The sequence below is a fragment of the Pseudomonas sp. GQ91 genome (genome assembly GCF_059758795.1).
On sequence record NZ_JCAXED010000005.1, the window covers coordinates 168349 to 181278 of the forward strand.

At 60.9% G+C, this 12930-nt stretch carries 12 protein-coding genes; 6 read left to right on the forward strand and 6 right to left on the reverse strand.

What is annotated here, in order from left to right; genetic code table 11:
- The first annotated feature begins 12 nt into the window (after positions 1–12).
- Positions 13–1092 (forward strand): tRNA epoxyqueuosine(34) reductase QueG, encoded by a 1080-nt coding sequence (gene queG / locus AC6CIA_RS09345; RefSeq protein ID WP_498311628.1) that lies wholly within the window; start codon positions 13–15, stop codon positions 1090–1092.
- Here the strand turns inward: queG and AC6CIA_RS09350 are convergent.
- Together AC6CIA_RS09350 and orn are read right to left on the reverse strand one after the other, a co-directional pair.
- Entirely contained in the window at positions 1074–1688 is a 615-nt protein-coding gene (locus AC6CIA_RS09350) for a trimeric intracellular cation channel family protein (RefSeq protein ID WP_339532290.1), read from the reverse strand. The genes queG and AC6CIA_RS09350 overlap by 19 nt on opposite strands.
- A 181-nt stretch (positions 1689–1869) precedes the next feature.
- The gene (gene orn, locus AC6CIA_RS09355) at positions 1870–2412 is read right to left on the reverse strand and encodes an oligoribonuclease (RefSeq protein ID WP_339532268.1); all 543 of its coding nucleotides are present in this window, start codon (positions 2410–2412) and stop codon (positions 1870–1872) included.
- A gap of 106 nt (positions 2413–2518) precedes the next feature.
- Here orn and rsgA point away from each other — a divergent pair, with 106 nt between their 5' ends.
- On the forward strand, positions 2519–3550 hold the full coding sequence (rsgA, locus tag AC6CIA_RS09360) for a small ribosomal subunit biogenesis GTPase RsgA (RefSeq protein WP_498311629.1): 1032 nt from the start codon (positions 2519–2521) through the stop codon (positions 3548–3550).
- A gap of 96 nt (positions 3551–3646) precedes the next feature.
- Here rsgA and motB read toward each other — a convergent pair whose 3' ends face one another.
- Positions 3647–4672, reverse strand: coding sequence for a flagellar motor protein MotB (gene motB, locus AC6CIA_RS09365; protein ID WP_498311630.1), 1026 nt, complete (start codon positions 4670–4672; stop codon positions 3647–3649).
- A 3-nt stretch (positions 4673–4675) separates the two neighbouring features.
- Positions 4676–5527, reverse strand: a complete 852-nt coding sequence (gene motA, locus AC6CIA_RS09370; RefSeq protein ID WP_498311631.1) for a flagellar motor stator protein MotA — start codon at positions 5525–5527, stop codon at positions 4676–4678.
- Between the two features lie 166 nt (positions 5528–5693).
- Between motA and AC6CIA_RS09375 the strand changes: the two genes are divergently transcribed.
- From AC6CIA_RS09375 to asd, 3 genes are read left to right on the forward strand one after another with little or no spacing between them, the layout of a single operon-like run.
- Complete coding sequence (locus tag AC6CIA_RS09375) at positions 5694–7229, forward strand: HDOD domain-containing protein (protein ID WP_498311632.1); 1536 nt, start codon at positions 5694–5696, stop codon at positions 7227–7229.
- A gap of 57 nt (positions 7230–7286) precedes the next feature.
- Complete coding sequence (locus tag AC6CIA_RS09380) at positions 7287–8102, forward strand: rhodanese-like domain-containing protein (protein ID WP_498311633.1); 816 nt, start codon at positions 7287–7289, stop codon at positions 8100–8102.
- A 16-nt stretch (positions 8103–8118) separates the two neighbouring features.
- The gene (asd, locus tag AC6CIA_RS09385) at positions 8119–8979 is read left to right on the forward strand and encodes an archaetidylserine decarboxylase (protein ID WP_498311634.1); all 861 of its coding nucleotides are present in this window, start codon (positions 8119–8121) and stop codon (positions 8977–8979) included.
- 138 nt (positions 8980–9117) lie between these two features.
- On the opposite strand, the gene serB is transcribed toward asd, so the two are convergent.
- Positions 9118–10332 (reverse strand): phosphoserine phosphatase SerB, encoded by a 1215-nt coding sequence (serB, locus tag AC6CIA_RS09390; RefSeq protein ID WP_498311635.1) that lies wholly within the window; start codon positions 10330–10332, stop codon positions 9118–9120.
- 134 nt (positions 10333–10466) lie between these two features.
- Here serB and AC6CIA_RS09395 point away from each other — a divergent pair, with 134 nt between their 5' ends.
- Positions 10467–11999: a histidine kinase gene (locus tag AC6CIA_RS09395; protein ID WP_498311636.1), complete on the forward strand. Its 1533-nt coding sequence runs from the start codon at positions 10467–10469 to the stop codon at positions 11997–11999.
- Positions 12000–12220: 221 nt separating this feature from the next.
- Here the strand turns inward: AC6CIA_RS09395 and AC6CIA_RS09400 are convergent, their stop codons facing one another.
- Positions 12221–12928, reverse strand: coding sequence for a PqiC family protein (locus AC6CIA_RS09400; protein ID WP_498311637.1), 708 nt, complete (start codon positions 12926–12928; stop codon positions 12221–12223).
- Between the last annotated feature and the right edge of the window lie 2 nt (positions 12929–12930).

Here is a 12930-nt window from a genome sequence, read left to right on the forward strand (position 1 = left end):
TTCTCTCGTCTCATGCCTGCTATTACCACCGATCTGCCCGCCCTCGCCCAATCGATCAAGGACTGGGGCCGAGAGCTGGGCTTTCAGCAAGTCGGCATCAGCGGCCTGGACCTGGCCGAGCATGAACAGCACCTGCAACGCTGGCTCGACGCCGGCTACCACGGCCAGATGGACTACATGGGCGCCCACGGCAGCAAACGCTCCCATCCCGAGGAACTGGTGCCCGGCACCTTGCGCGTGGTGTCCCTGCGCATGGATTACTTGCCCGGCGACACGCACATGGCGCAATTGCTCGCCCAACCGGAAAAAGCCTATATCTCGCGCTACGCCCTGGGCCGCGACTACCACAAGCTGATTCGCAAGCGCGTGCAGCAACTGGCTGAGCGGATCCAGGCACACATTGGCCCGTTCGGCTATCGCGCTTTTGTCGACAGCGCCCCGGTTCTGGAGAAAGCCATTGCCGAGCAGGCCGGCCTCGGCTGGATCGGCAAAAACACCTTGGTACTCAACCGCAAGGCCGGCAGTTATTTTTTCCTCAGCGAGCTGTTTGTCGACCTGCCGCTCCCCGTCGACCCGCCCCACACCTCCGAACACTGCGGACGCTGCACCGCATGCCTGGATATCTGTCCGACCAAGGCTTTTGTCGGGCCTTACGTACTGGACGCCCGGCGCTGTATTTCCTACCTGACCATCGAGTTGAAAAGCGCGATTCCCGAGGACCTGCGCCCACTGATCGGCAACCGCGTTTTCGGCTGTGATGACTGTCAGATCGTTTGCCCGTGGAATCGTTTCGCCCGACCTTCGGGCGAAGGTGATTTCCAGCCCCGGCACAATCTGGATAACGCCGAACTGGCCGAACTGTTTATGTGGGACGAGGACAAATTTCTGAGCAGCACCGAAGGCTCGCCGCTGCGCCGCGCCGGTTACGAACGCTGGCTGCGCAACCTGGCGGTCGGCCTGGGCAACGCACCTTCAAGCATTGTGGTGCTGGAAGCCCTGAAAGCGCGCCGCGATTACCCTTCCGAACTGGTCCGCGAACATGTGGAATGGGCGCTGAAGCAACATGCCGAACGTCAATGTTCGTCGTTGTAGACGAACTTGGGCATTTCCCAGTGAAAGCGGATGGCCAGCAACCGCAGTAGAAAACCGCTGAACAACGTAAGCAGGATCGCCTGCTCGCTGGGCAATTGCAGATAGACGCACAGCAGGTAGAACCAGGCGGCCAGGAACGACACGCTGGCGTACAGTTCACGGCGAAAGATCAGCGGAATGTCGTTACAGAAGATGTCCCGCAAGATACCGCCAAACACCCCGGTGATCACCCCGCTGACCGAAGCCACCAGCATGCCATGCCCCATTTCCAGGGCCGTCATGCAACCGATCAGGGTGAAGGCCACCAACCCCACGGCATCCAGCGCCAGGAACAGCGAACGCAGGTGGCGCATCAACGGCGCTATGAAAATCGTCACCAGCGCGGCAATCGACGTCAACACCAGATATTCCGGGTGTTTGACCCAGGTCAACGGGTAGTGCCCCAGCAGCACGTCGCGCACCGAGCCGCCACCCAGCGCGGTCACACAGGCAATCAGCACCACACCGAACCAATCCATCCCACGCCGCCCGGCAGACAACGCTCCGGTCATGGCTTCGGCGGTGATGGCGATGAGGTAGAGCATCAGCAGCATGATGGCGATCCTTGCAGAGAGGCCGGCAGTCTAATCATTTGCTGACGGCACCAAAAGAGGGCGCTCGGAGATAAACCGCGTCGGCCCTATCGCAGGCAAGCCAGCTCCCACACGTTGATGTGCGCACACAGTCAAATGTGGGAGCTGGCTTGCCTTCGATGACGTCCGTTCAGGCGCCCCGCAATCAGGCCTTGATGAAATGCTTGCGGTAATGCTGCAACTCGGCAATCGATTCACGAATATCGTCCAGCGCCAGGTGCGTGCCGCCCTTGTGGAAGCTGTCCTTGACTTCCGGCGCCCAGCGCGCGGCCAGCTCCTTGAGCGTCGACACATCCAGGTTACGGTAGTGGAAGTAACCTTCCAGCGCCTTCATATGGGTATAGAGGAAGCGGCGGTCCTGGCAGATGCTGTTGCCGCAGATCGGCGATTTGCCCTTGGGCACCCACTGCTCCAGGAAGGCCAGCGTTTGCGCTTCGGCTTCAGCCATGCTGATGCGACTGTCGCGCACACGCTGGGTCAGGCCCGAGTTGCCGTGGGTGCGAGTATTCCACTCGTCCATCGTGGCGAGCACTGCGTCGCTGTGGTGAATCGCGATTACCGGACCTTCGGCCAAGGTATTGAGATTGCTGTCGGTGACAATGGTCGCCATTTCGATGATGACGTCGGTGTCAGGGTTCAGACCGGTCATCTCCAGATCGATCCAAATCAGGTTCTGTGGGTTTTGCATGTCGTGGTTCCTTGGCACCTTGGCGTAGCTGCGCAGTTTAGCAGGCGCGGCGTGCTAGACTCGCGACCGTTTCATCTATCCTTTGCATTATCGACACGGAACACCAATGGCCAAACGCCAGCTCAATCGCCGCCAAAATTGGCGCATCGAAAAAATCCAGGGCGAGCGCGCCGCCCGCGCCGCCAAACGTGAGTCATCCGCCGTGGAAGCGCTGGAGGGCGGCGATCTGGGCCCCGAGCAAACGGGCCTGGTCATCGCGCACTTTGGGGTACAGGTCGAGGTCGAGGCCCTGGAAGGGGAACTGGCTGGCCAGGTCTTTCGTTGTCACCTGCGCGCCAACCTGCCGGCGCTGGTCACCGGCGACCGGGTGGTCTGGCGTGCCGGCAACCAGGGCATCGGCGTCATCGTCGCGCAACTGCCGCGCAACACTGAACTGCGTCGCCCGGACAGCCGAGGCCAGCTCAAGCCGGTAGCGGCCAACGTCGACATGATCGTCATCGTCTTCGCGCCGCTGCCCGAACCTCACGCCAACCTGATCGACCGCTATCTGGTAGCCGCCGAACACGCCGGTATTCGCCCGCTGCTGCTGCTGAATAAATTCGACCTGATTGACGAACAGAACGCCCCGGCGCTCAACGCTCTCCTGGCGGTTTATCGGCAGTTGGGCTACCCGGTACTGGAAGTCTCCGCGCATCACGGCAACGGCATGGAGCAACTGCAGCGCCAACTCGATGGGCACATCAGCGTGTTCGTCGGCCAGTCGGGCGTGGGCAAGTCGTCGCTGGTCAATAGCCTGCTGCCGGAAGTCGAGACCCGCGTCGGCCCGCTGTCGGAACTGTCCGGCCAGGGCACCCACACCACCACCACCGCGCGGTTGTTTCACTTCCCAGGCGGCGGCGAGTTGATCGACTCACCGGGCATCCGTGAGTTTGGCCTCGGCCACGTCAGCCGTAGTGATGTCGAAGCGGGCTTCATCGAGTTCAACGACTTGATCGGGACCTGCCGTTTCCGCGACTGCAAACACGACCGCGAGCCTGGCTGCGCCCTGCTCATGGCGCTGGAAGACGGCCGCGTGCAACAACAGCGCATGAACAGCTATCGCTCGATCATCGCCAGCCTGCCGGAAAGCAGCTATTAAGTTGTGTGGGGAGCGGGCTTGCTCGCGATAGCATCACCTCGGTGCATCAGTTGCATCGAGTTGCCTGTATCGCGAGCAAGCCCGGCTCCCACTGCATCAGCTACCGGACGGAGCTTCTCCGGGAGCCTTCAGGCCACCGTCATCGAACAGATTGAGTTTCTCGCGCAACTCATGCGCCGGCAACGGCTGCTGCTCCGGTGGCAGGGCATTTGGATCCACCGGCACTTCGCCCGGTGCGCCGTCGCCCTGGATGGGGACCGGCGGCGGCACTGCACCCTGCTCGCCTTCAATCGCGCGTTGGGCCTTTTTGGTCAGCACGACGATATCAATGCGCCGATTGACCGGGTTGAACGGATCCTCGGCGTCAAACAACTGCGAAGACGCGAAACCCACCACCCGCGCCACTTGCGCTTCCGGATAACTGCCGGCAACCAGTGCGCGGCGGGCAGCGTTGGCGCGGCTGGCGGACAGCTCCCAGTTACCGAAATCGCCCAACCCTGAATACGGCTTGGCATCGGTATGGCCGCTGACACTGATCTTGTTCGGCACCGCCTTGATGGTGTCGGCCATGGCCAACAGGATGTCCTCGAAGTACGGCTTCAAGCGCGCACTGCCGGAATCGAACATCGGTCGGTTCGCAGCATCCATGATCTGGATGCGCAAGCCATCCGGGGTGATCTGGAACTGGATCTGATCTTTGAAGGGCTGCAGTTGCGGGTTCTCGTCGACCTTGTTCTGCAACTCTTGCAGCAGCAATTCCAACCGCTCATGCTCGACCTGTTCGGCCATGCTATCGACGGTGTCGCGCTCGATTGGAATTTTTTCCTGCGGCGACTCGGTCTGGACCTCGGGATTGATGGTGCGCTCGGGCGCCAGCTCCGGCGAGCCGCCCAGATCGATCACAAAGGGCGTGCCACTTTCGGAAAAGCCGATGGGATCCTTGAAGTAACCGGCAATCGCGATCTTTTGCTCCGGGGTCGCCGTGGACATCAGCCACAGCACCAGAAAGAACGCCATCATCGCCGTCGCAAAGTCAGCGAAGGCGATTTTCCAGGCGCCGCCGTGATGCCCGCCCGCGAAGCGCTTGACGCGCTTGATGATGATCGGCTGATTGTTTTCCATGATTTAGCGACCGCGAACCGCTTGTTCCAGCTCGACAAAGCTCGGACGGTGTCTCGGATACAAAACCTTGCGCCCGAACTCCACGGCCAGGGACGGCGGCATGCCGGAAGCCGAGGCCACCAGGGAAGCCTTGATGGACTCATAAATGTTCAGTTCTTCCTTGGCGTCGTGGGCCAGGGACGTCGCCAGCGGACCGAAAAAGCCGTAGGCGGCCAGGATACCGAAGAAGGTCCCCACCAGCGCCGCGCCCACGTGCATACCGATGGCCGCCTGGTCACCCTCGCCCAGAGACGCCATGGTCACCACGATCCCGAGCACCGCCGCGACGATACCAAACCCGGGCATGCCGTCTGCGATACCGTTTACCGCGTGGGACGGGTGCTCAAGCTCTTCCTTCAAACTGAACAACTCCATGTCGAACAGTCCTTCCAGCTCATGGGGTGCCATGTTGCCGGAGGACATGATGCGCAAGTAGTCGCAGATATAGGCGGTCATGCGCTCATCCTTGAGCACGGCCGGGTACTTGGCGAAGATCGGGCTTGCCGCGGCGTCTTCGATGTCGCCTTCAATGGCCATCATGCCTTCACGACGGCTTTTGTTGAGAATCTCGTAGATCAGGCTCAGCACTTCCAGGTAGAACGTGTGGGAAAAGCGCGAGCCAAACATGGCCAAGGACTTCTTGAACACATGCAGGGTCGTGTAGCCGGGGTTGGCTTGCAGGAATGCGCCCAGCGCAGCACCGCCGATGATCAGTACTTCGAAAGGCTGGATCAGCGCGGCAATTTTGCCGTGAGACAGAACGTACCCGCCGAGCACGCTAGCGATAACGACGATGATGCCGATAATTTTAACCATAGGGGATGAGTACTTGCGCCGTCGGGTTCATGGACATATTCGGAAGATCTGAAAACTCTTCTTCTACTTATCGGCAAAACTGCGCCAGACTATAGCCCGTTAAGGCGAAAAGCCAGTTCGGCCCACTCCGGGCGTGTTGACCGCAAGTGATGATCGCACCCCAATCATGGCAAACGAAACGGCAGTCCAAACTTCAAAACCCACTACCCTGGCCGGCTGGATAAAGCGTCTGGACGAGGTTCACCTGCCCGTCCCGCAATCGAGCCATAACGCGGTGTGCAAGGCCATCGCCGACAGCCGTCGTTCGTTGCGAGATATTGCAGAACTGATGCAGGACAGCCCGGCGCTGGTGCTCAGCGTCATGCGTGAAGCCAACAACCACACACACGGCAGCCTGGCAGAACCTGCAGAAAACCTTGAAGTGGCGATCAATCGCCTCGGCTTGAAACGCACCGAGGAACTGCTGGCCCGCTTGCCAGCGGTCCCGCTCAATGAGATTCCGGTGGCGCTGCGCCAACTTCAACTGATCAGCCAGCATGCCTCGCAACAAGCCAGCGGCCTGTTTGCCAGTCGCCTGGCGCGCCTGTGGCAAGACATCCACTGGGGCAGCCTGCTGTTTCTCTCGCCGCTGTGGCCAATGGCGGTGATCTACCCGAAACTGCTCGAAGAATGGGAATTGCGGGTGGTCCACAAGGGCCAATCGGCACACCAGGTCGAACAAGAGTTGTTTGGCGTGCGCTTGCTCGAACTGTGCCTGGGGTTGACCGAAGCCTGGCGCCTGCCGATCTGGGTCTCTCAGGGTTATCAATTGTTGCTCGGCGAACAACGCCTGCTAGTCAAGGCGCTGCGCATTGCCCGAGAGGAAACGCCGCTGCACCAGCAGCAACAACTGGATGATGACCCGGCGCTGCGGCGCTGGCTGAACCAGCCGGCCAACACCGTGCTGCTGGCCAACGGCATGGCCCTGGCGGCGCAGGAATCCTGGTCATGCCTGCACACCCTGCGCTGGCAATACCTGACCGCGCTGTACTTGCAGCAACCGCTGGCCGAAATCCAGCAACAGGTTCACCAGCAGGCAGCGATCAGCGCCCGCCATACACTGGCGGCCGATCTCTGGCACCCGGCACTCGCGCTGATCTGGCCGTGGGACGAGCAACGGGTGCATCGTGGCTTGCTACCGGCCCCGCCCCCCACTGCTGAAGCGCTGGCCGTTTGGCGCAAGCGCTGCGGCGAACTGCTGATGGAGCCCAGCCGCTTCGCCAATGCGATGCACCTGACCGTCTGCGCCAAGGAAGCCTTGGCTGCCAGCGGCATGCAACGGGTCATGCTGTTAATGGCCGACCGTGCTCTGAGCATCTTGCGCGTGCATCAGGTTGGCGGCCTGCCCGAAGAGGCGGCCCACCTGAGCCTGGATGTGGCGCACAGCACACTGCTGCAACGCCTGCTGGAAAAATCCGCCCAGGTACGCCTGACTCCCGACAATTACGCTCAGTTCGCAGCGCTGCTGCCTGCCTCGCTACGCCGCCTGTTTGCCGGCGAACACCTGCTGCTACGCTCGCTGAGCTGCAATGACCGAGTGGTAATGGTGATGATTGCCGATCAGGGCGGCGGGCCGTTCTCGGAAACCACCGTACAAGCCTTCGGCAAAACCGCCCAATGCATAGAGAAAGCCCTGCACAGCTTTACCAACCGCAGCGCTTGAAGCTTGCGCTACAATCGCCCTCCTTTATTGCCCCATTTTGTGCCCAGGAGACCTCACATGCCTGACTTCTCTGGCTTGCCGCTGGTAATCGAGCCCAGCGACCTGCTGGGTCGCCTTGACGCTGAACAGCTGATTCTGGTGGACCTGACCAGCGCTGCGCGTTATGCCGAAGGGCATATCCCCGGCGCGCACTTTGTCGACCCCAAGCGCACCCAACTGGGCCAGGCGCCCGCGCCGGGGCTGCTGCCGGCCAAGGCAGACCTTGAACAGCTGTTCGGCGAACTGGGTCATACCCCGGACGCTACCTATGTGGTGTATGACGACGAAGGGGGTGGCTGGGCCGGGCGTTTTATCTGGATGCTCGACGTGATCGGCCACCAGAAATATCACTACCTCGACGGCGGCCTGCTGGCGTGGCTGGATGAACAACATCCACTCTCGACCGAAGTACCGGCCAGCATCGGCGGCCCGGTCAGCCTGACGCTGCACGACGAACCCAGCGCCAACCGCGAATACCTGCAAAGCCGCCTCGGCGCCGCCGACCTGGGAATCTGGGATGCGCGTGGCCCGCTGGAGTATTCCGGGCAGAAGGTGCTCGCCGCCAAGGGCGGACACATTCCCGGCGCCGTGAACTTCGAATGGACCGAGGGCATGGACAAGGCGCGCAACCTGCGCATCCGTCGCGACATGCCGCAGATCCTCGAAGGCCTGGGGCTGACCAAAGACAAAGAAATCATCACCCACTGCCAGACTCACCACCGTTCTGGTTTTACCTATCTGGTGGCCAAGGCGCTCGGTTATCCGCGAGTCAAAGGTTATGCCGGTTCCTGGGGTGAATGGGGCAACCACCCCGACACCCCCGTCGAGATTTAAGGTTTAAGGACAGTTAATGAAAAAGCGCTTGTTTATCCTCAGCCAGTACCTGCTGCCCCACCACCTGCTGTCACGCCTGGCCGGCTGCATTGCCGAATGCCGCGTGCGCTGGTTCAAGAATGCCTTCACCAGTTGGTTCGCCAAGCGCTACCAAGTGGACATGTCCCAGGCCCTGGTCGAGGACGTGACGGCATACGAGCACTTCAATGCCTTCTTCACCCGCGCCTTGAAAGACGGCGCCCGCCCCCTGGACCAGACCCCAGGCGCAGTACTGAGTCCGGCCGACGGCGCAGTCAGCCAGCTCGGCCCGATCGAGCATGGTCGGGTGTTCCAGGCCAAGGGCCACAGTTTCAGCGTGCTCGAACTGCTCGGCGGCGATGCCGCGAGTGCAGCGCCATTCATGGGCGGGGATTTTGCGACTATTTATCTGTCGCCGAAGGACTATCACCGCGTGCATATGCCACTGGCCGGCACCTTGCGCGAAATGGTCTACGTGCCGGGACGGATTTTTTCGGTCAACCAGACCACGGCGGAAAACGTGCCGGAACTGTTTGCCCGTAACGAGCGTGTGGTCTGCCTGTTCGACACCGAACGCGGGCCGATGGCGGTGGTGCTGGTGGGCGCGATGATCGTTGCGTCGATTGAAACCGTGTGGGCCGGGCTGGTGACGCCACCCAAGCGCGAGCTGAAAACCTTCCGTTACGACGAAGCCGCGCGTGCGCCGATTCACCTGGAAAAAGGTGCGGAACTGGGGCGTTTCAAACTGGGCTCGACCGCCATCGTGCTGTTTGGGCCGGATCAGGTGAAATGGGCCGAAGAGCTGGTGGCGGGCTCACCGGTGCAGATGGGCCAGGGCATCGCACTGCCCAAAGCCTGATTCCCAACATTTGAAGCTGGAACCCGATCAATGTGGGAGCTGGCTTGCCTGCGATAGCGGTGTCGGATTCACCATCGTCATCGCAGGCAAGCCAGCTCCCACATTTTTGATCCCATTTCCTACAGTGGGATCGGGGGGTTATAGCTGCCCATCGCGGTCGCGAAAGCCCAGCAGATACAGCACGCCATCCAGCCCCAGCGTCGAAATCGCCTGCTTGGCCGATTGCTTGACCAGCGGCTTGGCACGGAACGCCACACCGAGACCGGCAATCGCCAGCATCGGCAAGTCGTTGGCGCCGTCACCGACCGCAATGGTCTGCTCCAGACGCAAACCTTCCTTGTGAGCCAGCTCCTTGAGCAGATCGGCTTTGCGCTGAGCGTCGACAATCGGCTCAAGCGCCACACCTGTCACCTTGCCATCCACCACTTCCAGCTCGTTGGCGAAGACATAATCGATGCCCAGCTTGGCCTGCAGTTGCTTGGCAAAGTAGGTGAAGCCGCCCGACAGAATCGCGGTCTTGTAACCCAGACGCTTGAGCTCGGCGAACAGGGTTTCAGCGCCTTCGGTCAAGCGCAGGGAGGCGCCGATGGAGTCGAGCACACTGACATCCAGGCCCTTGAGCAGCGCCAGGCGCTCCTTGAAGCTGGCGCGAAAGTCCAACTCGCCAGCCATGGCCCGCTCGGTGATTGCTGAGACCTGCTCACCAACGCCCGCGGCCTTGGCCAACTCGTCAATAACCTCGGCTTCGATCAGTGTCGAGTCCATATCAAATACCGCCAGGCGACGGTTGCGACGAAACAGCGAGTCTTCCTGAAAGGCGATATCGACATTCAGCTCCTGGGCGACGCTAAGGAACTCGGCACGCAACGCCTGGGGATCGGCCGGTTCACCGCGCACGGAGAACTCGATACAGCCCTTGCCCTGGTCGGCTGGCGTGTCCAGCGGCATACGACCCGACAGACGGTCAATATGGTCGATGTTCAATCCATATTCAGCGGTGATCGAGCTGACACGCTGCAATTGTTCGGCCGTTACCTTGCGCGTCAGCAGCGTCACGATGTGACGTTTTTTGCCTTGGCCCGCGACCCAGTACTGGTAGTCCTCTTCGGACACCGGGGTGAAACGCACCTGCTGATCCAGCTTATACGCCGTAAACAGGATGTCTTTGAGTACCGACGAGGCCTGCTCGGTGCTCGGAATTTCCACCAGGATGCCGAACGACAAGGTGTCGTGGATCACCGCCTGACCGATGTCGAGAATGTTCACACCACCCTGGGCCAGAACACCGGTAATGGCTGCGGTAAGACCTGGTCGGTCTTCACCTGTGATGTTAATCAGGACAATTTCGCGCAAAGCGCACCCCCAGGCTGGAAAAAAACCGCATTCTACCCACTTTCAGTGACCATCGGGCACAGCCAGCGCTTTGCCGGTCTTGGGCCTGTCGCTATACTGCGCGTCAACTTCACGGACTAAAGAGCCGAGCTCAAGTGAACCGGCCCACGCCAGTAAAAACCGATAACTTCTTCCTGCTGATCTTCCGGGCACTGCGCCATCGCCGTGTACCGATCGCATTACGCATCGCCAGCCATAACGTGATCCTGGTCGCTCTGGCCCTGGTGATCTACGCCTGCGTGATGGGTTTGCAGTTCAAACAGGCCATGCACGAGCAAGCCGACGCCCTGGGCGAGAGCTTGACCACCCAGACCGCGACCTCGGCGACCGAGCTGTTGGTGTCCAACGACATCCTGAGCCTCAACGTGCTGCTCAACAACCTGACCAAGAACCCGCTGGTGGCCCACGCTGCCATCTACAGCGTGGACAACCGGATCATGGCCGAAGCCGGGCAGCGCCCGAAAAACGGTCTGCTGGGTGATGCCGAAGGTCTGTTCCAGAGCAATATCACGTTCCAGGACGTGAAAGCCGGTCAACTGCGCATCAGCCTGGACATGCAACAGTTCCAGCAACCGATGACCATCAGCCTGCAAAGCATGGGCATCTTGAGCGCAATCCTGCTGGCATTGTCGCTGGCGCTGAGCTTGCGCCTGGGGCGACATATCTCCACGCCCTTGATGCAATTGCGCATCTGGCTGCGGGATATTGATGCAAACACGCCGGCCACAGACCGCCAGGATGAGATCGGCGACCTTGCCCGCCAGTTGCACACAAGCTTCGCGCCGGAGCCGGAAATCCCCGAAGTCGAACCCGAGCCTGAGTTCGACGCCAGCGATTACGATGACGAGCCCGAGTTTGAAGTGCGCAACCTGCGCGACCCGAGCTTCGATGAAAGTGCGCCCGTAGCCGGTCTCAAGCCGCTGTCGCGCCAGGTGATCACCGCCGACAAAGACGATCTGGACGACGAAGATCCGTTCGCCGACCTGCGTGATACCGCGGCCACCGCCCCGGTCATCAGCCCCAAACCGGCGGCCACGCAAAACACCCAGCCTCAGCACAGCGCAGTATTGGCCGTGCAACTGGGTGCACAGGATCAACTGCGTCGCTTGCCCCGCGCGCGCCTGACCGAGTTGCTGGAACGCTATCGTGATTGCCTCGATCAGGCAGCGTCGCTGTATGACAGCGAACTGCATACCCTGAATGACGGCAGCACCCTGATGCTGTTCCACAGCGAAGACAGTGGCGACGACTACCTGACCAACGCCATCTGCTGCGGCGAATTGCTGCGGGCATTGGGTCATGCCCTGCAAATCGAAGTGGCCGACAGCGGTATCACCCTGCAACTGCAGCTGGGGCTGACCCTGGGTGACGATCTGCATGGCATCAGCCAGATCGATCTATTGCTCACCGAAACCGCCCAGGATGCGCTGGCCTTGTCGCAACACAGTCGCAACCTACTGCTGGTGGAACGCAAGATCAGTGACGATGCCTTGATTCGCCAGCGTGCGCGAATCCGCCCGATTGCCAGTCCTGAGGGTGCTTGCTGCGTAGAGCGGTTGATGGAGCCTTATCCATCGATGCTGGAGCGGCAACTGGCGCGGATGCATGAGACCCGGGCCGAGGATTAAACCTTTACCCAATAAAAAGCCCGCCGATGATCGCTCATCAGCGGGCTTTTTTATGAACCGTGTAGGAGCGAGCTTGCTCGCGAAAAACCTGAGAACGCCTCGGGGAGCCAGGCTTCCCGGGTCATCGTTGACAATCTTCGCGAGCAAGCTCGCTCCTACAGAAGTCTTTTTGCCATCTTGCTCGCGAAAGCCTGAGACGTCTCGGAGTGCCCGGCTTCAGATCAGAACCTGAACACTTCCAGATCCGTACGGATGGGCGAAGCCATCGGGATTTTTGGCTTTTCCGGGGCCGCGGGCTTGGCTGGCGCCTTAGGCTGCTTGCGGGGGGCTTCGACGATCGCAGGCTGGTTGGCCAACGGTTTGAGCGCCACCGACAACTGTTCCGCCAGACGCTGCAACAACACGCCCTGGGCCTGAACCTGAGAAGCCGTGCTGCCGCCGTGCTCTTCCTGCAAATGCACGATGCGGTTGTCCCGCACCTGGCCACGACGATCAATCAGGCGCCACTGCGCATCAAGGATGGCCGGCTGCGTAGAACCGGAATCCAGGCGAGTGATGGTCAACAACACCTGTACATCCGGGGCAAAGCTGCTCGGGCCCGGCGCTAACACCACACGCTGGCTGTCCAGGTGACCGGCCACCTGACGCAACATCAACTGATTGATGTCCGAAGACAGGCTACCGGCCCAGCGACCGTCAGTAGCGCCCTGCAGGCTGCCGTCGTTCTGACGTTGCAGCAGGGTTTCGCGCTGCAGGTAGTCAGCCACCACAACCGGGCCGAGCAATACCGCCATGCCGGCACTTTGTGACGGCTGAGCCGGACTTCCGCTGTCCAACTGATACAGCGACACCGGCTGGTGGGTGCTGCAACCCGCCAACCCCAAAAGGCCAGCGAGCATCAAGAATAAAGGAAGGCGTGGAGCAGTCATCA